Annotated in this window: 20 protein-coding genes; 7 read left to right on the top strand and 13 right to left on the bottom strand. The window is 57.9% G+C overall.

Annotated features, from left to right (window positions below; translation table 11 throughout):
• The first annotated feature begins 11 nt into the window (after positions 1-11).
• The 3 genes from ACOBR2_RS00500 (at position 12) to ACOBR2_RS00490 (ending at position 2,717) form a co-directional block, all read left to right on the top strand.
• Positions 12-494: a chemotaxis protein CheW gene (locus ACOBR2_RS00500; protein WP_420238124.1), complete on the top strand. Its 483-nt coding sequence runs from the start codon at positions 12-14 to the stop codon at positions 492-494.
• Between the two features lie 232 nt (positions 495-726).
• Entirely contained in the window at positions 727-1,596 is an 870-nt protein-coding gene (locus tag ACOBR2_RS00495) for a CheR family methyltransferase (protein ID WP_420238123.1), read from the top strand.
• A 74-nt stretch (positions 1,597-1,670) separates the two neighbouring features.
• On the top strand, positions 1,671-2,717 hold the full coding sequence (locus ACOBR2_RS00490) for a protein-glutamate methylesterase/protein-glutamine glutaminase (protein ID WP_420238122.1): 1,047 nt from the start codon (positions 1,671-1,673) through the stop codon (positions 2,715-2,717).
• A gap of 49 nt (positions 2,718-2,766) precedes the next feature.
• Here ACOBR2_RS00490 and ACOBR2_RS00485 read toward each other — a convergent pair whose 3' ends face one another.
• The 10 genes from ACOBR2_RS00485 to coxB form a co-directional block, all read right to left on the bottom strand.
• Entirely contained in the window at positions 2,767-3,792 is a 1,026-nt protein-coding gene (locus ACOBR2_RS00485; protein ID WP_420238121.1) for a methyl-accepting chemotaxis protein, read from the bottom strand.
• 387 nt (positions 3,793-4,179) lie between these two features.
• The gene (locus ACOBR2_RS00480) at positions 4,180-4,746 is read right to left on the bottom strand and encodes a DUF420 domain-containing protein (RefSeq protein ID WP_420238120.1); all 567 of its coding nucleotides are present in this window, start codon (positions 4,744-4,746) and stop codon (positions 4,180-4,182) included.
• Positions 4,747-4,752: 6 nt separating this feature from the next.
• Positions 4,753-5,850 carry a heme o synthase gene (gene cyoE / locus ACOBR2_RS00475; RefSeq protein WP_420238119.1) on the bottom strand — a complete coding sequence of 366 codons (1,098 nt, stop codon included), beginning with the start codon at positions 5,848-5,850 and terminating at the stop codon, positions 4,753-4,755.
• Between the two features lie 93 nt (positions 5,851-5,943).
• Positions 5,944-7,461, bottom strand: a complete 1,518-nt coding sequence (locus ACOBR2_RS00470) for a cytochrome b N-terminal domain-containing protein (protein WP_420238118.1) — start codon at positions 7,459-7,461, stop codon at positions 5,944-5,946.
• Positions 7,458-8,132, bottom strand: coding sequence for a ubiquinol-cytochrome c reductase iron-sulfur subunit (locus tag ACOBR2_RS00465; RefSeq protein WP_420238117.1), 675 nt, complete (start codon positions 8,130-8,132; stop codon positions 7,458-7,460). Before ACOBR2_RS00465 ends, ACOBR2_RS00470 begins: the two co-directional genes overlap by 4 nt.
• Positions 8,129-8,857: a cytochrome c gene (locus ACOBR2_RS00460; RefSeq protein WP_420238116.1), complete on the bottom strand. Its 729-nt coding sequence runs from the start codon at positions 8,855-8,857 to the stop codon at positions 8,129-8,131. The genes ACOBR2_RS00465 and ACOBR2_RS00460 overlap by 4 nt, the downstream gene beginning before the upstream one ends.
• The gene (locus ACOBR2_RS00455; protein ID WP_420238115.1) at positions 8,854-9,711 is read right to left on the bottom strand and encodes a hypothetical protein; all 858 of its coding nucleotides are present in this window, start codon (positions 9,709-9,711) and stop codon (positions 8,854-8,856) included. Before ACOBR2_RS00455 ends, ACOBR2_RS00460 begins: the two co-directional genes overlap by 4 nt.
• 10 nt (positions 9,712-9,721) lie before the next feature.
• The gene (locus ACOBR2_RS00450) at positions 9,722-10,312 is read right to left on the bottom strand and encodes a cytochrome c oxidase subunit 3 (RefSeq protein WP_420238114.1); all 591 of its coding nucleotides are present in this window, start codon (positions 10,310-10,312) and stop codon (positions 9,722-9,724) included.
• An 8-nt stretch (positions 10,313-10,320) separates the two neighbouring features.
• Positions 10,321-12,000, bottom strand: a complete 1,680-nt coding sequence (ctaD, locus tag ACOBR2_RS00445) for a cytochrome c oxidase subunit I (protein WP_420238113.1) — start codon at positions 11,998-12,000, stop codon at positions 10,321-10,323.
• Positions 12,001-12,056: 56 nt separating this feature from the next.
• On the bottom strand, positions 12,057-13,088 hold the full coding sequence (coxB, locus tag ACOBR2_RS00440; protein WP_420238112.1) for a cytochrome c oxidase subunit II: 1,032 nt from the start codon (positions 13,086-13,088) through the stop codon (positions 12,057-12,059).
• 401 nt (positions 13,089-13,489) lie between these two features.
• Here coxB and ACOBR2_RS00435 point away from each other — a divergent pair, with 401 nt between their 5' ends.
• The 3 genes from ACOBR2_RS00435 to hypB all read left to right on the top strand — a co-directional run bounded on the left by ACOBR2_RS00435 (position 13,490) and on the right by hypB (position 15,635).
• Positions 13,490-14,437, top strand: a complete 948-nt coding sequence (locus ACOBR2_RS00435) for a COX15/CtaA family protein (RefSeq protein ID WP_420238111.1) — start codon at positions 13,490-13,492, stop codon at positions 14,435-14,437.
• Positions 14,438-14,518: 81 nt separating this feature from the next.
• The gene (hypA, locus tag ACOBR2_RS00430) at positions 14,519-14,887 is read left to right on the top strand and encodes a hydrogenase maturation nickel metallochaperone HypA (RefSeq protein ID WP_420238110.1); all 369 of its coding nucleotides are present in this window, start codon (positions 14,519-14,521) and stop codon (positions 14,885-14,887) included.
• Between the two features lie 70 nt (positions 14,888-14,957).
• The gene (gene hypB, locus ACOBR2_RS00425) at positions 14,958-15,635 is read left to right on the top strand and encodes a hydrogenase nickel incorporation protein HypB (RefSeq protein WP_420238109.1); all 678 of its coding nucleotides are present in this window, start codon (positions 14,958-14,960) and stop codon (positions 15,633-15,635) included.
• A 39-nt stretch (positions 15,636-15,674) separates the two neighbouring features.
• Here hypB and ACOBR2_RS00420 read toward each other — a convergent pair whose 3' ends face one another.
• The 3 genes from ACOBR2_RS00420 to ACOBR2_RS00410 form a co-directional block, all read right to left on the bottom strand.
• The gene (locus ACOBR2_RS00420; RefSeq protein ID WP_420238108.1) at positions 15,675-16,442 is read right to left on the bottom strand and encodes a DUF1828 domain-containing protein; all 768 of its coding nucleotides are present in this window, start codon (positions 16,440-16,442) and stop codon (positions 15,675-15,677) included.
• 11 nt (positions 16,443-16,453) lie between these two features.
• The gene (locus ACOBR2_RS00415; RefSeq protein ID WP_420238107.1) at positions 16,454-16,951 is read right to left on the bottom strand and encodes a hypothetical protein; all 498 of its coding nucleotides are present in this window, start codon (positions 16,949-16,951) and stop codon (positions 16,454-16,456) included.
• 68 nt (positions 16,952-17,019) lie between these two features.
• Positions 17,020-18,225 (bottom strand): VIT1/CCC1 transporter family protein, encoded by a 1,206-nt coding sequence (locus tag ACOBR2_RS00410; RefSeq protein ID WP_420238106.1) that lies wholly within the window; start codon positions 18,223-18,225, stop codon positions 17,020-17,022.
• 128 nt (positions 18,226-18,353) lie between these two features.
• Here ACOBR2_RS00410 and ACOBR2_RS00405 point away from each other — a divergent pair, with 128 nt between their 5' ends.
• The gene (locus ACOBR2_RS00405) at positions 18,354-19,463 is read left to right on the top strand and encodes a fibronectin type III domain-containing protein (protein WP_420238105.1); all 1,110 of its coding nucleotides are present in this window, start codon (positions 18,354-18,356) and stop codon (positions 19,461-19,463) included.
• Positions 19,464-19,597: the final 134 nt, after the last annotated feature.

Here is a 19,597-nt window from a genome sequence, read left to right as displayed (position 1 = left end):
AGAGGAAGGCTATGGCGAAGGAACAAACTCAGCATGCGCAAAAGGGACAGCAGTACCTTACTTTTCTGCTCGATGAGCAGGAGTACGGACTGGAACTGTTCAAGATTCAGGAGATCTGTGGGTATTCGCCGATTACGCCAATCCCCAATCTTCCGCCCCATGTGCGCGGCGTAATGAATCTGCGCGGCACCGTACTTCCGGTAATCGACTTACGAATGAAGTTTCGACTTTCGGCTGTCGAGTACAACAAATTCACTGTGATCGTAATTGCCAAGGTAAAAGAAAAAACCGTAGGGCTTCTGGTCGATGCGGTCTCTGATGTACTGCAGGTGAGTCCGGAGGAGATGCGCGACACACCTGACTTTGGCACTGCCATTGACACGAAGTTTATTCACGGCGTCTTTCAGACGCATGATCATCTCGCCGTGGCGCTGAATCTGGAAAAGCTTCTTACAGACAGCGAGCTGATCACTGCAGAACTGGCCGCGGCATAACGGGACGATTTATTCCGCCACCTTACTGGGCCATCCCGTCTGCCCGATTGCGGGGTGGCCTGTTTGTTTATCGCAAAATCAGAGTTGGTGCATCCCGAAAGCAGTTCACCCAAGTTGACGCAACCACCAGGAAGCAGCAACCTCACAGGAACTGAACAGGGAACAGGACTCTGGTTTTGCTCTAGGAGAACGATTCGTGCAATCCTCTGGGTTCGGTTCGATGCTCCTATGCATGGAGAAAAAAGAATTCGAAAGATTCCGTTCCTTGATCCATCAGCAAAGTGGGATCTGGCTACGCGACGGAAAAGAAGTGATGCTTTCTTCGCGATTGTCCCGCCGCTTGCGTCATCACAATTTTTCGAATTTCTCCGAATACTATGCCTACGTCAACAACTGCAAGGATGACGGCGAGGAACTCAAAGAGCTGATCAACTGCGTCACAACAAATAAAACATTCTTTTTTCGAGAGTCTCACCACTTTGAATTTCTGGCTGAAAAAGCAGTGCCAGAGGCTCTCGAATCTTTTCAACACGCAGGCCGATCGTACAGTAGAGCAAAAAGGACTTTTCGAGTTTGGAGCGCAGCTTGCGCTACCGGTGAAGAGGCTTTTACCACTGCAATCACGCTGTTGGAAGCGCGCCAGCAGTGGCGTTTGATGGCTCCGCGCGAATGGGAGTTCCGCATTGTGGCTTCCGACATCGACACGGACGTTTTGGCAAAAGCTTCCGAGGGAATCTATAGCGATCTGGAGCTGGAAAATATTCCTGTTCCGTTGCACAAGAAGTATTTTCTGCGCGGCACGGGGTCAGCGACCGGACAAATCAAAGTCAAAAGTGAAGTCCACTCACTGGTGGAATTTTCCCGCATCAATCTTGTGGAGCCGCGATGGCCGTTGCAAGATACCTTTGATGCAATCTTCTTTCGCAATGCCTTGATCTACTTCCAGAAGGAAACACAAGATATGATTTTGCGCAGGATGGCAAAACACCTGAAGCCCGGCGGCTACCTGTTTTTGGGCCACTCCGAGCACATACCATGGCTGCACGGAATCTATAAGCCATTGCACAATACGGTTTTTCAACTACGGGAAACCCTGTCATGAGTCGTATTCCGAATCTTGTTTTGCTTCCCTGTTCCGAGGACAGCAATCCTTTTTTCAAATCGATGGAGTAGCGTTTGACTGGAAAGATTAAAGTTCTAATCGTCGATGATTCCGCGCTGATGCGCCAACTGCTCGCGCGCATTCTTGCTACTGACCCCGAGATCGAAGTCATCGGTACGGCTGGAGATCCTTTTGTGGCGCGGGAAAAGATCAAGGCGCTCAATCCGGATGTTCTGACCCTGGACATTGAGATGCCTCGCATGGATGGAATTACATTCCTGGACAAACTTATGCGCGGCCATCCCATGCCTGTAGTGATGATTTCTTCGCTGACTGAAAAGAATGCCGACGTAACATTGCGAGCGCTTGGCCTGGGGGCCGTGGATTTCGTCTCCAAACCCAAACTAGATGTTTCGAATGGCACGATTGAGTTAGCAGAAGAAATTGTCTGTAAGGTAAAGTCGGCAGCGCATGCAAAGCTGCGTTACAAAACAGGATTTGCTCGTACTACACAGGAAGCCGTGAATAAAAAGATTGGATTTTCCACTACGCACAAGGTAGTGGCCATCGGATCTTCAACCGGCGGAACAGAAGCACTGAAGGAATTGCTCGTGCCGCTCCCGGCGGATTTTCCCGGCATTGTTATCGTGCAACATATGCCTGAGGCTTTTACGCGCCCGTTTGCAGAGCGGCTTAACTCACTTTGCCACATTCATGTGCAGGAAGCTAAAGATGGCGACAGGATTCTTCAGGGACATGCACTGCTTGCTCCGGGAGGTCATCAGATGGAAGTTCGCGCACAAGGCATGGAATACTCCGTGCATATTTACCGCGGCCAGCGTGTCAATCGCCACATGCCTTCCGTGGACGTACTCTTTCACTCCTGCGCACGGCAGCTGGGAAAAAATGTGCTGAGCGTTCTTCTGACCGGCATGGGGAGCGATGGTGCGCAGGGCATGCTGGCAATGAGGCAATCGGACGCCTTCACCATTGCTCAGGATGAGGCCAGTTGCGTCGTGTTTGGTATGCCCAAGGAAGCCATTCGCCTGGGAGCGGCACAAAAAGTTCTTCCTCTTTCCGGCATCGGTAATGCCCTGATGGAAGAGCTTGGCCGGGCATGAGGACTGCTTGAGCAGTCCTCCCCGGACGTCTAAATAAGTAGTAAGAAACTTAGAACAGTTCGATCTCTCCACCAGAAGATTCAGACTTGTGGTGATTGGCCGCGACCCTTTCTTCCCTCATGGTGTAGAGATCCAGAATTTCGTGCATCAGTGACATGTCGTCTGAATCCGCATTGCCACACAATGTAGCCATGCGTTCCTGCGATTCCTGCAACGCCATGGCAACGTGATCAAGCCGCTGATTCACTCTGTCCTGGAATTGCATCTGATGAATCGCCATTCCAACGGATGAGCCAAGTTGCACACCGTCTTCGGAGGACTGCTTCAATACCGTTCGCATCTCCCGGTCCAGCGCATTGAAGGACTCAAGCGTGTGCTCAACCTGCGTGCGCTCGGCCTCCAGCGAAGCCTTGCCTTTGTCATTCATCTCGTCCAGGTTATTAAGTGCCGACGAAGCACTTGAGCGCAGATCATGAATTGCCTGACTGACCACCTGGATGGCAGCATGCGAACGATCAGCCTGCGCAATAACTTCACTGGCCACCACTTCAAACCCTCTGCCCAGTTCACCGGCACGCGCGGCCTCAATGCGAGCATTCAGGGCCAGGATGCGGTTGCCATCCGAGATAGCTTCAATCTGCTTCAGCGCCTGTGTGATTTTTGCGGCATATGCGTCGATTTCTTTCATGCGCTGCACGGCTTGCATGGAAACTTCCGTCTCCGATGCCAGAGTATTCAACAAACTGTCAAATGTGAATCGCGTTTGATGAATCAGTCCTTCGATTCCAGCGTGTTTGCCGTCATGACTATCTTGATTCGACAGAAACTCTGCAATACGGCTGACACTTTTACTGGATTCTTCTGCAATGCGCTGAAAAGTGGAACAGACGTCAACCACGGCCAGTTCGACCTGCTGGGCTGAATCCCTGATTTGCTTGCCGAGCACTTGCAGCAAAGGCAAATGCCGGGCTACTTCTTCTCTTATGGGTAACGTAGGATCGATTGTCTGATCAGAGATGTTCAACTCTGAGGGGATTTCTTTACGAGCAGCACTCCGCTGAAAAATTGCCAACACTAGAATTCGCTCTTTCTGGGGTAGACATGCGCATTTTCGGGCACTAGCCTCCCTCAAAGTCATGGATAAAAAATAAGCGAAGAAACCTTATTCTGTTTTTCGGCAGAAAAAAAGGTTACATGAGGCAAAATCCGGTCGTAGAAGCCGCCAATCGTGCACAATCCTTCTTTGTCGGCGACGATGGAGCGATCATCGTGGCGCGAACTGCTGCATACAAGAATTGAGATAGGGAAAGCTATCCATGTGGTCAGTAGCCCTCTTTGCGTTGGATACCGCTGGAGCAAAATCAGAGTACCCGTGCCCCTGCTGAGAGCATTCGAGGGGCTTTTTCTTGAGAAAAAGTCCCCCGCCTAGATCTGAAAACACCACCCGAACTGGAGAACTGCTTTAGCTGCCCAGCGCCAGCCGCAGCATAGCCCAGGTAATCACACCCGTGACAGAAACATAGAGCCACAGAGGAAAGGTCCAGCGGGCAATCTTCTTGTGCTGCGGAATCTTTCCGATGAGCGAAAAGAAGAAGGTGACCAGCACCATCGGCAGAGCTACAATCGCCAAAACAATGTGAGTTGCCAGCAGAATCAGGTAGGGCGTACGCAGAGCCACGCCCAGCGGGTAGCGCACATCGCCGTGCAGCGCATGGTGAGCAATGTAACCTAGCAGAAAGAGCGTGGAAAAACCGAAGGCTGCCAGCATCGCCTTGCGATGCACCTCTGTTTTTCCTGCACGAATGAACGAGTAGCCGATGAGCAGCGCCACCGCGCTCAGCCCGTTCAACGCGGCATTCAGCGGCGGCAGAAAGGCAAAGCGCACGCTGGCCTGATCCGGCGCAGGATGCAGATAGATCAGCCAGAACAGAAACAGCGTGGCTACCGCGCTGACAATCAAAATAGAAACAATCGCGGGTCGCGAACTACCGGCGAGCGAGCCTTCAGGGCTTGCAGAAGGATGCGTCATACTTCCTCAATGGGCGCGGGATGCGCACAACATCAGAGTGGTGAACAGCAGTGGAAGATAAAGCACGCTGACCTTGAGCAGGCTGCGTGCCGCCGCCCGGCTGGCCTCTTCTCCGATGGGCCGCAGAATCCGTGCAAAGCGCACCGTACTGGCCAGATACAGGAGCCCAAGCGCCGTGGCCAGCACACAATAGAGCGGCCCCGCCATGCCCAGCAGGATGGGCGCAAGACTCACGGGAATCATCAACACGGCAAAGACCAGCGCCACCACCACGGTGGAAACGCCCTTCGGCTGCACGGCGGGCAACATGCGAATACCGGCCCGCGCGTAGTCGTTGCGATAAAGCCAGGCAATCGACATGAAGTGCGGAAACTGCCAGACGAAGAGGATGGCGAACAACGCAAGTGCCGGCGCTTCAATGCGTCCACGCGCGGCCGTCCAGCCCAGCAGCGGCCCCATTGCGCCGGGGAATGCGCCAATGAACGTGGCCCACGGCGTCACACGTTTGAGCGGTGTGTAGATGGCTGCGTACATAAAGGCCGTGGCCAGGGCCAGCACTTCGGTGAGCGGATTGGCGAACAGATGCAGCCAGAGCGCGCCCAGAAGTACCGCACCAAAACCAAGGAAAAATCCCTGCAGCGCATTCATGCGGCCGGCGGCAAGCGGACGATTGGCGGTACGCTTCATCAGTGCATCCGTGCGGCGTTCAAGTGCCTCATTCAGCGCTCCAGCACCGGCTGAAACCAGCCCAATGCCTAACAATGCGTCGAGCAAACCACTCTGCATGCTGGAAACACCCGAGGCAAACGAACCAAGATAATAGCCGCCCCAGCCGGTAACCATCACCAGCAAAACAACTTTTACCTTGAAGAGTTCCGCCAGATCGCGCAAGACGGATGCGCCGGTTGTGGGTGCATGCACAAGCGCTGCCACGCCATGGGCAGGGAGTTCCAACACCGATGCGGAACCGTGCCCCCATGCAGAACGGCTCTGCGGAATCATCTCAACCACCGCGGCCTTATGCTTCAGCGCGCTACCCGATGCAGGCTGCAAATCGCCTTCCCGGTCTTCCGTTTCACACGTGGCCTTCAACGAAGGGCTCATGGGTTTCCTCTATTGGTCAGATGCTCTCGTCTATGCTTCTGGTGCAGTTGTTTTTAGCTACACCATCCGCCCACTTTTCTGTAAAACAACCGTTTATTGCGCTACGGGATGCGATCCGCTGACCGGCAGCACACCCTGGCTGGGGTCTTCGGCTGGCATCAGCCCAGGCCCGCGCAACGTGCGCAGATAGTGCACCAGCGCCGTCGTTTCATCCGGACTGAGCGCCTTGCCGTAGGCCGGCATATTGCCACCGCCCTGCAGCACCTGACGCACCATCTGATCTTCGGTCATGCGCGTGGCCACCGCGTCCAGTTCCGGTCCGCGCTTGCCGCCCACACCACCTACCGCGTGACAGTTGCGGCACTGCTTCTCCTGAAAGACCAACGCCCCACGCCGTTCCAGCGGCGAGCGCTGATCCACATATTTGGCGGGAATCGCCGCTGCCGACCACGCATCCATCTGCGGACTCCACGGCGAGTGCACACCCAGATAGTTGAAGGTCCCCAGCGTGACTGCGACCAGCGTAACCACCAGAATGGCCACTGGACGCTTGGACCAGTGCTTTTCGCCCTCCCCGGCAAAAAAGGGCAGCAGCAAAAGCGTGCCCAGAATTACCGGCGGTGCAGCCAGAATCATGGGAATCTCCAGATCCGGCGGCAGGAAGGCCAGCACCGCATAGATCCAGAGGAAGAAGAAGTCCGGCTTGGGCGCAGTCTGAATGATGGTCGGGTCCGGCTGGCCCGTAGGACCAAACGGTCCGTAATAGAAGGCGCAGAACATCACCGCCAGAATCACGCAGGAAGCAAAAACAACATCCTTCCACGCCGCATTCGGCACAAAGGGAACACCGGTTTTCTTGGTCAACTCGGCGTAGTTTTTGTCGTAGTCCGCCTTACGCACCACGCGGCCCGGCATTGGCCACTCGTTGATGCCCAGCCGCAGCACCATCAGCAGATGCAGACCTACAAAGCCGAGCAGCGCGCCGGGAATGATGAAGACATGCAGCGCAAAGAAGTGCGAGAGTGTAGCCCCCCCAATGATCGGCCCGCCCAGCATCAGCTTGACCAGATACTTGCCCACACCCGGCACGCTGCTGGTAATCATGGTGCCAATGCCCAGGCCCCAATACGAGTCCTGATCAAAGCGCAATACCTGCCCGGTGAAGGCCATGCCCAACGTCAGCAACAGCAGCAGCACACCTACAATCCAGGTAAGTTCGCGCGGAAACTTGTAGGCGCCGAACATGAAAACCTGCACCATGTGGATGAGCACAATGGCGATCATGAAGTCGGATCCCCAGCCGTGCATGGCGCGCAGGAACCAGCCCAGTGGCAGATCGTGATTGATGAAGTTCAGGCTGGCCCAGGCATTCGATGCGCTGGGCGAATAGACCATGGCCAGCAGAATGCCAGTTACCACCTGCAGCATCAGCAACACCATGGCGGCGCTGCCAAAGACATACCACCAACTGGCCGCGCTCGAAGGCGTAGGATGGTTGGCCATCTCCTCGGCCGGCTGGATCAACCCCGTACGGGTCTCGAACCAGTGGACGATCTCAGCGCCGCTCTTCTTCAACCGGTCGAGATTCAACCCTGCATTCCGCTGGCTCATGCGCTCCTCCCGTCAGAGTTGTCGGCAATCGTCACCAGATTTCCCCTCTTGCTCTTGTCGCTGTCGCCCTGATTGCAGGCCTCATTGGCAAAGGTGGGCATTTGCCCGGCCAGAATCTGCAGTTCCCCATCCTGGGCGCGGTGCTTGTATTCAAACAGGCCACGGGTGGGCGGACCGCTGGCCCGCGCACCGTCCTCGTAGTACGCACCGCCATGGCAGGGGCAAAGAAAGAGCCGCGACTGCTCAAACCAGCGCACCGGGCAGCCCAGATGCGCACAGTTCACGGCAAAAACCTGAAAGCTGCCATCGTCCAGCCGCCGCACCCAGCAGGCGATTTTAGCCGTCATGCCGTCGGATGGACCAACCACTGGATTCATGTACTCGGCAAAGCGCGTTTTTCCGCGCGGAAAATCTTCCAGCCCGCCCAGCTTCACCCAGTGATTGATCTCTTCGTCCTTCTTAAGCGTGGGACCAATCAGATAGCCAAGAATCGGCACCGCCAGCACCGCGCCCACCACCGCGTTCAGACCCACTGCAACCTTGAAGAGGAAGCCGCGCCGCGTGGTCACCTCGGGCCGCGCATCGGCCACCTCGGTGGGCGTTCCCTGCCACAAATCCTTGGCGGCTGGCGAAGCAACGTCTTCGTGATGCTCTTCGTGATGTTCGCTCATTGCTTCTCTCCCTGAGTTTTTTCCGCGTTCTGTACGGGCTGCCGGCGCTGCGCCCCTAGCCACGCCACAATGTCGGTCACCTGCGAATCGGTGAGCGGCTGCCCGCCGTAACCACGCCAGTCAGGCATCCCTTCGTCGGGCTTGCCGGCCAGGATCGTCGAACGCAGATTCTGATCGCTGATCAGCGCCAGAAACTCCGGCTCGGTCACCGGTCCCACCACGCGCACCGTACCGCTGGCGTCACGCACCTGCACCTTGCCGCTTGGCTGATGGCAGCGCTGGCAGTTGTTCTGGAAGGCCACCTTCCCTGCCGCCACATCGCCCACAAGCGTGGCCGCATAGGCCGGAGACGTCGCTGCGCCGAGGGCATTGGCCCGGCCCCACTGGCGCACAATGCCCGCAGCCAGGATGTTGATCTGTTCCTCGGTCAAAAAGCCGCCATACTTGCGTTCAAAGGCCGGCATCAATGCGCCCGGTCCGCCTTCCGCCGTGTATTTGGCAATCGCGCTTTTGCCGGCCACCGCAATGTAGACCGGATTGGCCAGAGAAACCGCAATGCCGCCACGTCCCTGCTCACCATGGCAGGCCGCGCAGTTCTGCCTATAGAGCACGGCAAAGTCGCGCACCTCATCCGGCCGCTCTTCCGGCGCACCGGGCGCTCCCGGCGCATGGCAACCGCTGAGTGCAAGCCCACAAACACCGACCAGAACCAGCAAAAATTTCATCCCTTTACCTCGTGCTTGCTGCTGGAATGCGCTTCATTGGCATGGATTCCGGCGCGCTCGCTGAACGGCAACTGCTGGAAGGCGTCCGAACGAATCTTGACGCGCAAACCAATCACCAGCGCCGCCACCACGCCGTAAGCCACTTGCGAGGCCACGAACCACGGCCAGTTCACGCGTGCGCCCAACACCGGCGTCACACTCTGCATCAGCGCCCAGGCCAAAGCGGTCCAGACGATGGGCGTGATCACGCCGCCCGTGAGCAGTGTGTAGCGCGGAAAGATGGGCAGCACCGAAGCGTAGAGCAAACCCACCAGCAGCGCCACCAGAGCGTGAATCGCCACACCCACCAGCAGACCGGAAAGATGGAACTGGGCAAGGAAGCCGTCGCTTACATCACTCCAGCCAATAAAGCTGCTGGCCGCCATCAGATTCACCGCATACCAGACGCTGCCAAACTTCAGCACGCCGTAAAGCGCTGCGGCCGCAGCCATCGCCAAGCCACCGGCAATGCCGGCCTCAATGCCGCTGATAAAGCTGTAGGTAAGTTGGGTGCTTTGCACATGCTCTGCGGCAATCAATGCAGGCTCCACGGCTGCGGCCATTGCCGCTTCCTCCGCGCCCACCCGCGCCTGCACCACCATATGCTCCTCATGCGGCAGCACACAGGCAAACCAGCCAACAATGGCGCGCACCGTCAGCACCACGCCCAACACGGTAATGGTCACGTGCGTAATCAGGCCCGCAAGCATCAGCGTCACGCCCAGCCCCAACACCATCGGCCAGGCAGTCGGCTTGGGCAACAGCACTGCTTCCACGCCGCCAGCTTGAGGAATTTGTTCGTTCCGTTCCGTCATGATTGCCTTCCTAACGTCCAATCACGTAAACCACGGTAAAAACCACGATCCACACCGCATCCACAAAGTGCCAGTAATACGAAAGCACATCGAGGCGGCGCGCATGCGTGTGGTCTAGCTTGCCCATCAGACCAAAGATCAGCACCACCGAGAGCAGCACCAGTCCCACCACCACGTGCGAGGCATGCAGCCCCACCAGCGAGTAGTAGGTGGAGCCGAAGAGGTTGGTCTGAATCGTCAGCCCATGCTCGTAGATCAGCTCATGCCACTCCATGGCCGTCGATCCCAGGAAGATGCCACCCAGCAGCACCGTCAGCGCCAGCCACAAGGTGCTCAGCTTGGCCTTGTTTTTTTCGAGCGTGGTCACTGCAAAGTGCACCGTGATACTGCTCGAAAGCAGGCAGATGGAACCAATCCAGGGAATCTGCAGCACCTCGGCGGGGGTCGGTCCGCTCAGGCTTTTGCCGATGTAAAACACATAGGCCGCCACAAAGATGATGAAGATGGCCGACTCGGCGACGATCAGGCAAGCCATGCCCACCTTGCCCTTGTCGGGCAGCCGCCACTCTTCCTGTGTCAATGCCGTGCTCTGTGCGCTCATGCTCATTCCTATTCAAAGTGAGTGTCGGGGCCTTCGGGGTGCTTCAAATCCCACAGCGGTCTGCGGCTGTGTACCACCGGATCGACGGCGAAGTTATAGTGCGGCGGCGGAGAACTGGTCGCCCATTCGAGCGTCCACGCATCCCAGGGATCAGCCCCTGCTTCCTTGCCCTTGAAGTAGGAATGCACCATGTTCCAGACGAAGATCAGCAGGCCCGCGGCCTGAAAAATCATGCCGATGGTTTCGATCATGTTCAGCGTGCCCCAGCCACGATCTACCGGGTACGTATAGATGCGGCGCGGCATGCCCAGCAGGCCCGGCAGGTGCATGGTGTCAAAGGTGACGTGGAAGCCGATGGTGAATAACCAGAAATGCCACATGCCCAGCTTCTCGCTCAGCATGCGGCCAAACATCTTTGGGTACCAGTAATAGAAAGCGGCAAAAATCATGTAGAGAATCGCGCCCACCAGCACAAAGTGGAAGTGCGCGACCACAAAGTAGGAGTTACCCAGCTGCCAGTCGAAGGGGGCCACCGAAAGCATCACGCCCGTCAGGCCCGCAATCAGGAACTGGAAGAGAAAGCCCAGCGAGAAGACCATCGGCGTAGCCAGCCGGATCTTGCCGCCCCAGATCGTCGCCAGCCAGTTGAAGATTTTGATGCCGGTCGGCACGGAAACAATCATGGTAGAGAGCGTGAAAAAGGCATTGCCCGCCGGACCCAGACCCACCGTGAACATGTGGTGCGCCCACACGCCCAGGCTGATGAAGCCGATCAGCACCGACGCACCCACCATCGCCGAGTAGCCAAAGATCGGCTTGCGGCTGAAGACGGGAATAATCTCATTGGCGAAGGCGAAAGCTGGAAGAATCAGCACGTAAACTTCGGGGTGGCCGAAGATCCAGAAGAAGTGCATCCACAAGACAGCAGAGCCGCCCGCCTGCACATCAAAAAAGTGCGAACCGGCAAAGCGGTCCAGACAAAGCATGATCTGCGCTGCCGTCAGCGGACCGAGCGCCAGAAACGTCAGCCACGCCATCACCACATAGACCCAACAGAGCAGCGGCAGACGGCTCATCGTCATGCCCTTGCAGCGCATGGTGATGATGGTAACGATCAGGTTCAGCGCCGTGCCCACGCTGCCAATGCCGCTCAGCATGATGCTCAGCGTCCAATAGTCGGTGCTGTGCCCCTGGCTGAAGAGCTTGGCCGTCAACGGCGCGTAGGCAAACCAGCCCACGTCAGGCGCATTGCCCGCGCCATACAGGCCGTTGCCGCCCAAAAAGCTGAAGTAGAGCAGCAGGCCGCCGAAGGCCGAGATCCAGAAGCTGAAGGCATTCAGCCGTGGAAAGGCCATATCGCGCGCGCCAATCATCAGCGGCACCAGATAGTTGCCAAAGCCGAAAAGGATCGGCATACCCACAAAGAAGACCATCGTCGTCCCGTGCATGGTGAACATGCGATTGAAAACCTGGGGCGACAGGAAATGATTGTCCGGCACGGCCAGCTGAATACGCATCAGCACGGCCTCCAGGCCGGCGATGATCAGAAAAACCAGCGCATAGCCGATGTACATCATACCGATGCGCTTGTGATCGACGGTGGTCACCCACTCGGCAACCACGTCTAGCCAGAGCTTGCCCGGCTTGGCGGAAACGGCGGCCTGTGCGGCGGTTTGGTGGGAGCTCATCTGCTTCTCCTTCGTGCGGTGGGGAGGGCAAAAAACAAACTGCGCCAGCCTTGCAGCTAGCGCAGCGAAGCCATGTAGGCGGTCACCAGATCCAGATCGTGACTGCTCAGGTGCATGCGCGGCATCAGCGATCCCGGCTTGATCGAGTCGGGATCGTCAATCCACTTGCGCAGGTTCTCCGGCGTATTCATCACCACGCCCGAGCCCAGCGTGTCGCGGCTGGCCAGGTGCGTCAGATCGGGGCCGAAGCGGCCCTTGGCCAGCGTGCCGCTTACCGTATGGCAGTTCACACAGGCCGTATGCAGAAAGACCTCTTTGCCAGCGGCCGCCGTGGGATTCTCCGCCGCAGGCTTCTGCTGCTGCACCGTCCATTTGGCGAACTGCTCCGGCGTATCCACATACAGGCGGATCAGCATCAACGCATGCTCAGTGCCGCAGTACTGTGCGCACTGGCCCAGATAGAGACCGGTCTTTTCCGGGTCCATCCACATTACGTTCACCTTGTTGGGAATCAGATCCGTCTTGCCGGCCAGACGCGGAACCCAGAAGCTGTGGTCCACATCGGCCGAAGTCAGCGTCAGGTAGCTGGGGAGCGGCTGCTGCACGCTGCTGACGGGAATATGCAGTTCATTGGCGGTCACGATGCCCAGCTTGGGGTAGCGGTACTCCCACCAGAACTGATGGCCAATTACCACCACGTCGAGCGCATTGGCTGGCTTGCGGGCCTTCTCGGTGCCATTGATCACCCGCATGGTAGCCAGAAACAGCACCACCAGAATCAGGATCGGCACCACCGTCCACAGCACTTCAATCTGGTTGCTGCCATACACCTGCGTGGGCTCGCCGTTGTCGCCTGCGCGGCGGCGGAAGCGCCACACAGCATAGGCCAGCAGACCGCCCACTACCAGAAAAATTCCCAGCGTCATGGCCAGCACCAGCAGCGACAACCCAAAGATAGTGTGCGCGGGCGTCGCCTGCGGGGCAAAGATATTGCCGGGCTGATCCTCGACGATCGTCAGGACGGAATGCGCCCAGCCAGAATCCATTCCTGCAGAAAAAAACGCGTGCGCAAGAACCGCAAAACTCATCGACCTCTCCTGTTCATCCGCCACGAACTGCCTGCATGAAGCGGGCAGAATTGCAGAACAGAACTGAATGCAGCAGCCATGGGCGAGGGGAAGTCGCAGCCACAGCCGGAAGCAGGATTGCCAGCAAACGGTGAGGAACGGAGAAAAGGGAAAGCCGCTCCGGCAACTCTGGAAGCTAGGTTCGCAATCTGCTCTGCTGTTTTGGATTGAGGGCAACCAAAACAGATGCAAAAATTTGGGAACTTCTTGCTTCGCGGACGATTATAGCCCGAAACCGAAACGCCACACCCGGATTCCTGATGCGCCATTCCGTTTTTGGTCTACACTGGGTTGTTCGTCCGGCTCCCGTGCTTCCTCGCCTTCCTTTTCCCTTCCAGAGCCGGCGCAACCCGAGGTCGATCATGCAAGCTACTCTTCCCGCCACTGCCACGCCGCGCCCCCTGGTCCGCTTTGCCTGGGGCGTTCTGGGCTACTTTGTCGCCGTCATCCTGTGGGGAACCGTGGTGCGCGCCACCGGTTCCGGTGCGGGCTGCGGGAATCACTGGCCGCTCTGCAACGGCACGGTGCTGCAGCACTCGGCCAACACCCAAACCCTGATCGAGTTCGTTCACCGCATCACCAGCGGCCTGTCGCTGGTGGCCGTGCTGGCCCTGCTCGGCTGGAGCTGGAGCGCCACCCCCCGCGGCCATCTGGCCCGCTGGTTCGCCTCTACTTCTCTCTTCTTCACACTCACCGAGGCGCTGCTGGGCGCGATGCTCGTCCGCCTGGGCCTGACCGCCGAAAGCCAGTCGCCCCTGCGCCCCTGGTTTCTGGCGCTACACCTGGCCAACACCCTGCTGCTGCTGGCGGCCATCACCCTGACCGCCCACTTTTTGACCCGCCAGCACGGCCGCGACTTCGCCTCCGTCCGTCTGGTAGCGCCCTTGGCCACGCTTGGCGGAATTTTTCTGGTCCTCGTCGTCGGCGTCACCGGATCGCTGGCCGCCCTTGGCGACACACTCTTCCCCGCCGCCTCGCTCTCGGCCGCCCTCACCCAGGATCTGGCTTCCACCTCGGCCTGGCTGCTGCGCTGGCGCTGGGCGCACCCGGTCTGCGCCATCCTCGCCGGAGCCTTCCTGGTCTGGATTCTGCTGCGCGCGAACCGCGGCAAACAGAAGGAAGAAAACCGTCCCCTGGCCAGCCTCATCCTCGGCCTGCTGGTAGTGGTCTACGCGCTGGGCCTGCTCGATGTGCTCCTGCTCGCCCCTATCTGGGTGCAGGTCATCCATCTGGCTGCAGCCGACACGCTCTGGGCCTCGCTGGTGGTGCTCACCGCACGGCTTACCTTTGAACCAAGAGAGCAGGTATAGCCCCTCGTCTCCCCCCACCCCGTTGTGCCATGCTATTTCTAGAAGCGCCGCCGCCCTCCGCCCCAGCGCGCAAGGAATTTCATGCACGAACTTTCGCTCGTAGCCAGCATCGTCGACGCGGTCACCGAGTCAGTGGCCAACTATCCCGGCTCCAAAGTCACCGAGGTGCGTCTGCGCCTGGGCGCGCTTGCCGACGTAGTCGAAGACCCGCTCCAGTTCTGCTGGGATCTGACGGTAGCCGACACTCCCCTGGCCACGGCCAAACTTACCATCACCAAGGTTCCCGTCCTGGTGCACTGCGACCATTGCGCTCAGGATTTGGAACTCGAAAGCCTGCAGAGCTTTCGCTGTCCGCGCTGCCATGAGCCGGTAACCAACATCCTGCAGGGCCGCGAAATGGAAATTGAGTCAATCGAGATCGACGACGGAAAAGACTCCGAACAGGCGTGAATCCGTTCCCGGGACTCTGATTTGAGCCTGGAACGTCCGCTGAAAAGAGTCAGAAGGATCGAGGAGAAAAATGACCACACGGATTGTGGAGTTGCGACGGGGCATTCTGAAGAAGAACGATGAGCTGGCGGCAGGGCTGCGTGCCCGCTACGCCGACGCCGGCCTGCTGACCCTGAATCTGGTTTCCAGCCCTGGCACGGGCAAGACCGCGTTTCTGGAACGCACCCTGCGGGAGCTGCGTCTGGCTGGCGCAAAGGCCGCGGCCCTGGTCGGCGACCTGGAAACCGACAACGACGCCCGCCGTCTGGCCGCCAGTGGCGCGCCCGTCCGCCAGATCAACACCCACGGCATCTGCCATCTGGACGCCGAGATGATCGGCAAGCATCTGGACGAATGGCAGGGCGTGGAACTGCCCGCCCTCGACTATCTGTTCATTGAGAACGTCGGCAATCTGGTCTGCCCGTCCAGCTACGATCTGGGTGAAAAGATTCGCGTGGCCTTGCTCAGCGTGACTGAAGGCGAAGACAAGCCGCTCAAGTACCCCACGCTCTTCAACTCAGCCGACGCCGCCGTCATCACCAAGATCGACATTGCCGAGCCCTGCGGCTTCGACCGCGATCTGGCTCTCAAAAACATCCACGAGATTCGTCCCGGCATCAAAATCTTCGAAACCTCCTCGAAGACCGGCGCAGGCTTCGACGCCTGGTTCGCCTATCTGGCCGAAGAAAAAGCTGCACGAGAAAAATAGGGACCGCACCCACTTGCTTCAGCGAGAACTCCAAACTACTTATTGAACAGTCTGGAGCTCTCGCTGAAAGTATCCTTCTGCATTTGCCTGAAAATCGGCAAGCGAGGTAAATTGCTTGTCCGCCGCATTCGTGATCCTGGACTGGTCCTTCTTGGAAAGACCATTTTCGAAGTCCTCATGCACGATGACGCTTCTGAAGGCAACTCCCTTCATCTGAAATTCCCTGCACGAAAGAGCTGCCAGCCGGGCTTTGGATCCATCTCTTACACCAAACAAAAACACATCCCTGGGCAGACTTAATTTCCAATCCACCTCAAGATCGTCTCTACTCGGCATGGGTAAATAGTGTTCTAGGGGCATAAAGCGCGAAAGGCTGCTCTTAACAAAATCGCCCAGCATTTCAAAAAACAGATTCTGCATGACTTCGCGCTTAAACGCTTGCATATTACTGACTTTGGCAACTGCCTGAGCAAATTGAAGCAGGGATGGGTACAGCTGCTCTTTTGAGGTATTCAGATATAGCCTCCCACCATCCTCGTCCATTCCATTTTCGGACAAAATACGGCTCAAGATACGACGCTTTGTGGGTGTGTCTACATCGTAAGAATAGGACAAGCGCATCAACGTCATTCCATGATCAGAGATGCGTATTTCTTCATTGGAAGACTTGGGTAGATCGAGAAAGATATCGACCATATCTCCATCTTCATGAAAGAGAGGGGCAAGGACCTGAACAATTCCTGGACGCTTCTCGCGAAACGACACGTGATGATTGAATTCGGATTTCAGATTCTCCAGGAAGTCCATGACTATCCCCTTTAGAACTCAAGAGAAAATTGTGTATTGGCCGGGAAGTACTTCCTGGCGTCGTCGGAACTCAAGTTTATCATTTTCACGAAAACCTGAAGCGCCTCCTCAAACGATGCAAACTCCGTTGTTTTATCGGCAAATTTCTCGGGAGCGTATCCAGCTTCAATCGCTCTTTCCGTTGCCCTATGGATATGGAAGTCGCAATGGGGGTGCTCCGGATCAAAGCTCTTGTTGTAATCTCCATGTTTTCCATTGCACCGCAATAACGTAATCGCATCTCGGCCATCCCCTGGACTATAAATAAGACCTATCGAGAAATTTTCTGAAAAATCTTCATTTTTCCGAAGGAAAACCGAAAAACCTCCCTCGACTTCATTCATAGCCACCAGTTTGGCTGCATTGCGCTGATATGCGCCTTCCTGTTTCATTTCCCTTCTGGGAGCTTCGACAACTCTTTTGGGACAATGAATCAGCTCATCAAGCTCAATTTGGGTAAAGGCGACCATTGGGTAACATCATAGGCCGCCTTATTCTCAATACGCTAAAAAATCTAGTTCAGGTATTGCCCTGTGAACTACATTCCCCCCGCGCCCAGCAGAACGCCGATGCCGTAGGTGACTGCGCCTTCGATTGCGCCCACCACGGTCATTTCCGCGCCCGACGACCACCACGAGCGTACCGTGATCAGCGACTTGGCCGCGCCCACCGCAAAGTGCGCCGCCAGCGACACCACGGCTGCTGCAATCACCGCCGGAACGCCCTTCATAAAGAAGAAAGGAAGAATCGGAATGGCCGCGCCCACAGCGGTGGAAAGCGCACCGGAGAGCGCTGAAACCACCGGATTCGCAAGCGCTTCTTCGCTGGTGCCCAGCCGCTCACCGGCCAGCGCCTTCAGGAACTGCTCAGGGTCGCTGGCAATGTGGTTCACCATCTTGTGCGCATCCTCTTCGGGCAGGCCCTTCACCTGGTAATAAAGCGCCAACAACTCGCGGGCTTCGGGTGCATTCATCTCAATGGCATCGCGCTCACGCTGCATCTCGGCGTCGTAAATCTCCTGCTTGCTTTTGGCAGCCAGATAAGCGCCCGACCCCATGGAAAGCGCCGAAGCGATCAGGCCGGAAAGGCCCGCCAGCAGCACATATTTGCTGTCGCCGGCAGTCGCGCCGGAAACGCCCGAAACAATGCCGAAGATTGCGCCCAGTCCGTCGTTGACGCCGTAAACCGCATCGCCAATCCAGTCACCCGGCTGCTTGCGGCCCTGATCGCGCTTAGAAAGCATCTCGTCCAGCACCGCCTTGGCATCGATTTTGGGTGCGTTGGCAGGAGCCTGATAATGGCCGCGCAACAGCGACCCCAGCTCGCGGTAGTGGTCCTTCTCGTCCTCGATGACGTGATTCAGAATGGCAATCGATTCCGCATCGCCCACGGCCTTCAGTTGCTCGCCGTAGTGGGCAATGTGGCGGCTCTCTTCAATCTCCAGCCGGCGCAGGGCCATGCGCACGCCCCCTGCGCGGTTGGCCAGCGAATCGGCATTGCCGCCCGGCTTGCCTACATAAATAGGGTCCTGCCCGCCCAGATCATGGATGCGCCCCAGCCACAATTCGGCGTGTTCCTGCTCGGCCTGGGCAAGATGGCGCAGCACCTGGGCTCGCACCGGGTCCGTATCGCGGTCAGCCAGCGCTTTATAGGTGTGGTAGCCCTCCATCTCGGCCTGCCAGTTGCCTTCAAGCGCTTCCAGAACTTTCCTGAGTCGAGCACCGCTCAACGTATTATTTGCCATGGATAAGACCTCGCCTTTCAAATGAGCATAGCCCATTCCGCGATGCAATGGAGCAGGCTTTTCGCCGCCAGCCCCTGCACTGATCGCACGGCCTCCTTTAGACTGAAAGGGCAAGGAAGAGCGCACACATGTGGAATGAGAACGGGAAGCGATCTGGCGGCCTTACGGCGTGCCTTCTGGCCGTTGCGGCCCTCACGGCAGGTTTATGGATGGCGGGTTGCGGCATGCCGGGCGCGCCCCAGCCACCCTCCCTCAACCTGCCCCAGACGGTCAGCGACCTGAAGGCCGTGCGCACCGGCGATCAAGTGGATCTGCGCTGGACCATGCCCCGCCGCAGTACCGATCAGCTGCTGCTGAAGGACCCCATCCGGGTGAAGATTTGCCGGACGGAAACCGCGCCTCCCAGCTGCGATCTGGCCACCACGCTCTACGTACTGCCCAGCGTGGGCGGATCCTTCCGCGATGCGCTACCCACCGCCCAGGCCAGCGGCAAACCACGCGCTCTGCGCTACTATCTTCTGCTGGAAAACGAACGCGGCCGCTCGGCAGGCCCCTCAAACCGCGTCCCCGTGGTGGCCGGAACCGCGCCCGCCACGCTCAACGGCCTGACAGCTGAAATGCACAAAAACGGCGTTCTTCTGCGCTGGGCCACACTGCCCGGCAATGAAACTCCGGTCCGCCTGCACCGCCATCTTGTAACGCCCACAGCCAACAAGGCCAGCTCCGGCCGACTATCCACAGAAGAGCCGCAGGAACAGAGTCTGCTGGTCAGTGAGAGCGCGCTCAAGGGCCGGGCCCTCGATAAAACCACCCACTTTGGCAACGTCTACGAATATCAGGCCCAGCGTGTAACCCGGGTCGTGGTGGACGGTGCGACTGTAGAGCTGGCAGGTGCGCTCACCGCGCCGGTTCGCATTGCGGCGCGCAACACCTTTCCGCCCGATGCCCCGCAGGGACTGGTAGCCGTCGCTGCCACCGACGAGCAGGGCGCTCAGTCCATTGACCTGAGCTGGCAGCCCAACACCGAGGCCGATCTGGCTGGCTACATCGTCTATCGCGCCGACGCCAGCAGCGACTGGCAGCGCATCTCGCCCCCAGCCCTGGTCCCCGGTCCAGCCTTCCGCGACGCCCACGTACAGCCCGGCCACCACTACCGCTATTCAGTCAGCGCCGTCGATCAGGCCGACCACAGCAGTCCGCGCTCTGCCGAGACAACCGAATCCACGCCGGAAAACTAAAGCTGTTTAGGAATGCATGTAGGCCAAAAACTGGCGTGCAAAGCGTCCTTCTTCCCAAGAAAAAGGCACATTGCACGCCACTTTAAATGGCTGCAAATATTCCAAAAATACTCTGGAGCCAAACTTAGAACGGT

The sequence above is a fragment of the Telmatobacter bradus genome (genome assembly GCF_048629425.1).
Taxonomy (GTDB): domain Bacteria; phylum Acidobacteriota; class Terriglobia; order Terriglobales; family Acidobacteriaceae; genus Telmatobacter; species Telmatobacter bradus.
Note: the sequence above shows the minus strand (reverse complement) of the source record. Positions and strands in the feature narration are given on the sequence as shown.

Excerpts from the sequence above, each read along its gene's own strand:
- ACOBR2_RS00405 (WP_420238105.1), top strand. The coding sequence starts at position 18,354 with ATGTGGAATGAGAACGGGAAGCGATCTGGCGGCCTTACGGCGTGCCTT.
- ACOBR2_RS00455 (WP_420238115.1), bottom strand. The coding sequence starts at position 9,711 with ATGACGGAACGGAACGAACAAATTCCTCAAGCTGGCGGCGTGGAAGCA.
- hypB (WP_420238109.1), top strand. The coding sequence starts at position 14,958 with ATGACCACACGGATTGTGGAGTTGCGACGGGGCATTCTGAAGAAGAAC.
- coxB (WP_420238112.1), bottom strand. The coding sequence starts at position 13,088 with ATGAGTTTTGCGGTTCTTGCGCACGCGTTTTTTTCTGCAGGAATGGAT.
- ACOBR2_RS00495 (WP_420238123.1), top strand. The coding sequence starts at position 727 with ATGGAGAAAAAAGAATTCGAAAGATTCCGTTCCTTGATCCATCAGCAA.
- ctaD (WP_420238113.1), bottom strand. The coding sequence starts at position 12,000 with ATGAGCTCCCACCAAACCGCCGCACAGGCCGCCGTTTCCGCCAAGCCG.
- ACOBR2_RS00450 (WP_420238114.1), bottom strand. The coding sequence starts at position 10,312 with ATGAGCGCACAGAGCACGGCATTGACACAGGAAGAGTGGCGGCTGCCC.
- ACOBR2_RS00480 (WP_420238120.1), bottom strand. The coding sequence starts at position 4,746 with ATGACGCATCCTTCTGCAAGCCCTGAAGGCTCGCTCGCCGGTAGTTCG.
- ACOBR2_RS00410 (WP_420238106.1), bottom strand. The coding sequence starts at position 18,225 with ATGGCAAATAATACGTTGAGCGGTGCTCGACTCAGGAAAGTTCTGGAA.
- ACOBR2_RS00460 (WP_420238116.1), bottom strand. The coding sequence starts at position 8,857 with ATGAAATTTTTGCTGGTTCTGGTCGGTGTTTGTGGGCTTGCACTCAGC.
- ACOBR2_RS00420 (WP_420238108.1), bottom strand. The coding sequence starts at position 16,442 with ATGGACTTCCTGGAGAATCTGAAATCCGAATTCAATCATCACGTGTCG.
- cyoE (WP_420238119.1), bottom strand. The coding sequence starts at position 5,850 with ATGAGCCCTTCGTTGAAGGCCACGTGTGAAACGGAAGACCGGGAAGGC.
- hypA (WP_420238110.1), top strand. The coding sequence starts at position 14,519 with ATGCACGAACTTTCGCTCGTAGCCAGCATCGTCGACGCGGTCACCGAG.
- ACOBR2_RS00415 (WP_420238107.1), bottom strand. The coding sequence starts at position 16,951 with ATGGTCGCCTTTACCCAAATTGAGCTTGATGAGCTGATTCATTGTCCC.
- ACOBR2_RS00435 (WP_420238111.1), top strand. The coding sequence starts at position 13,490 with ATGCAAGCTACTCTTCCCGCCACTGCCACGCCGCGCCCCCTGGTCCGC.
- ACOBR2_RS00470 (WP_420238118.1), bottom strand. The coding sequence starts at position 7,461 with ATGAGCCAGCGGAATGCAGGGTTGAATCTCGACCGGTTGAAGAAGAGC.
- ACOBR2_RS00465 (WP_420238117.1), bottom strand. The coding sequence starts at position 8,132 with ATGAGCGAACATCACGAAGAGCATCACGAAGACGTTGCTTCGCCAGCC.
- ACOBR2_RS00500 (WP_420238124.1), top strand. The coding sequence starts at position 12 with ATGGCGAAGGAACAAACTCAGCATGCGCAAAAGGGACAGCAGTACCTT.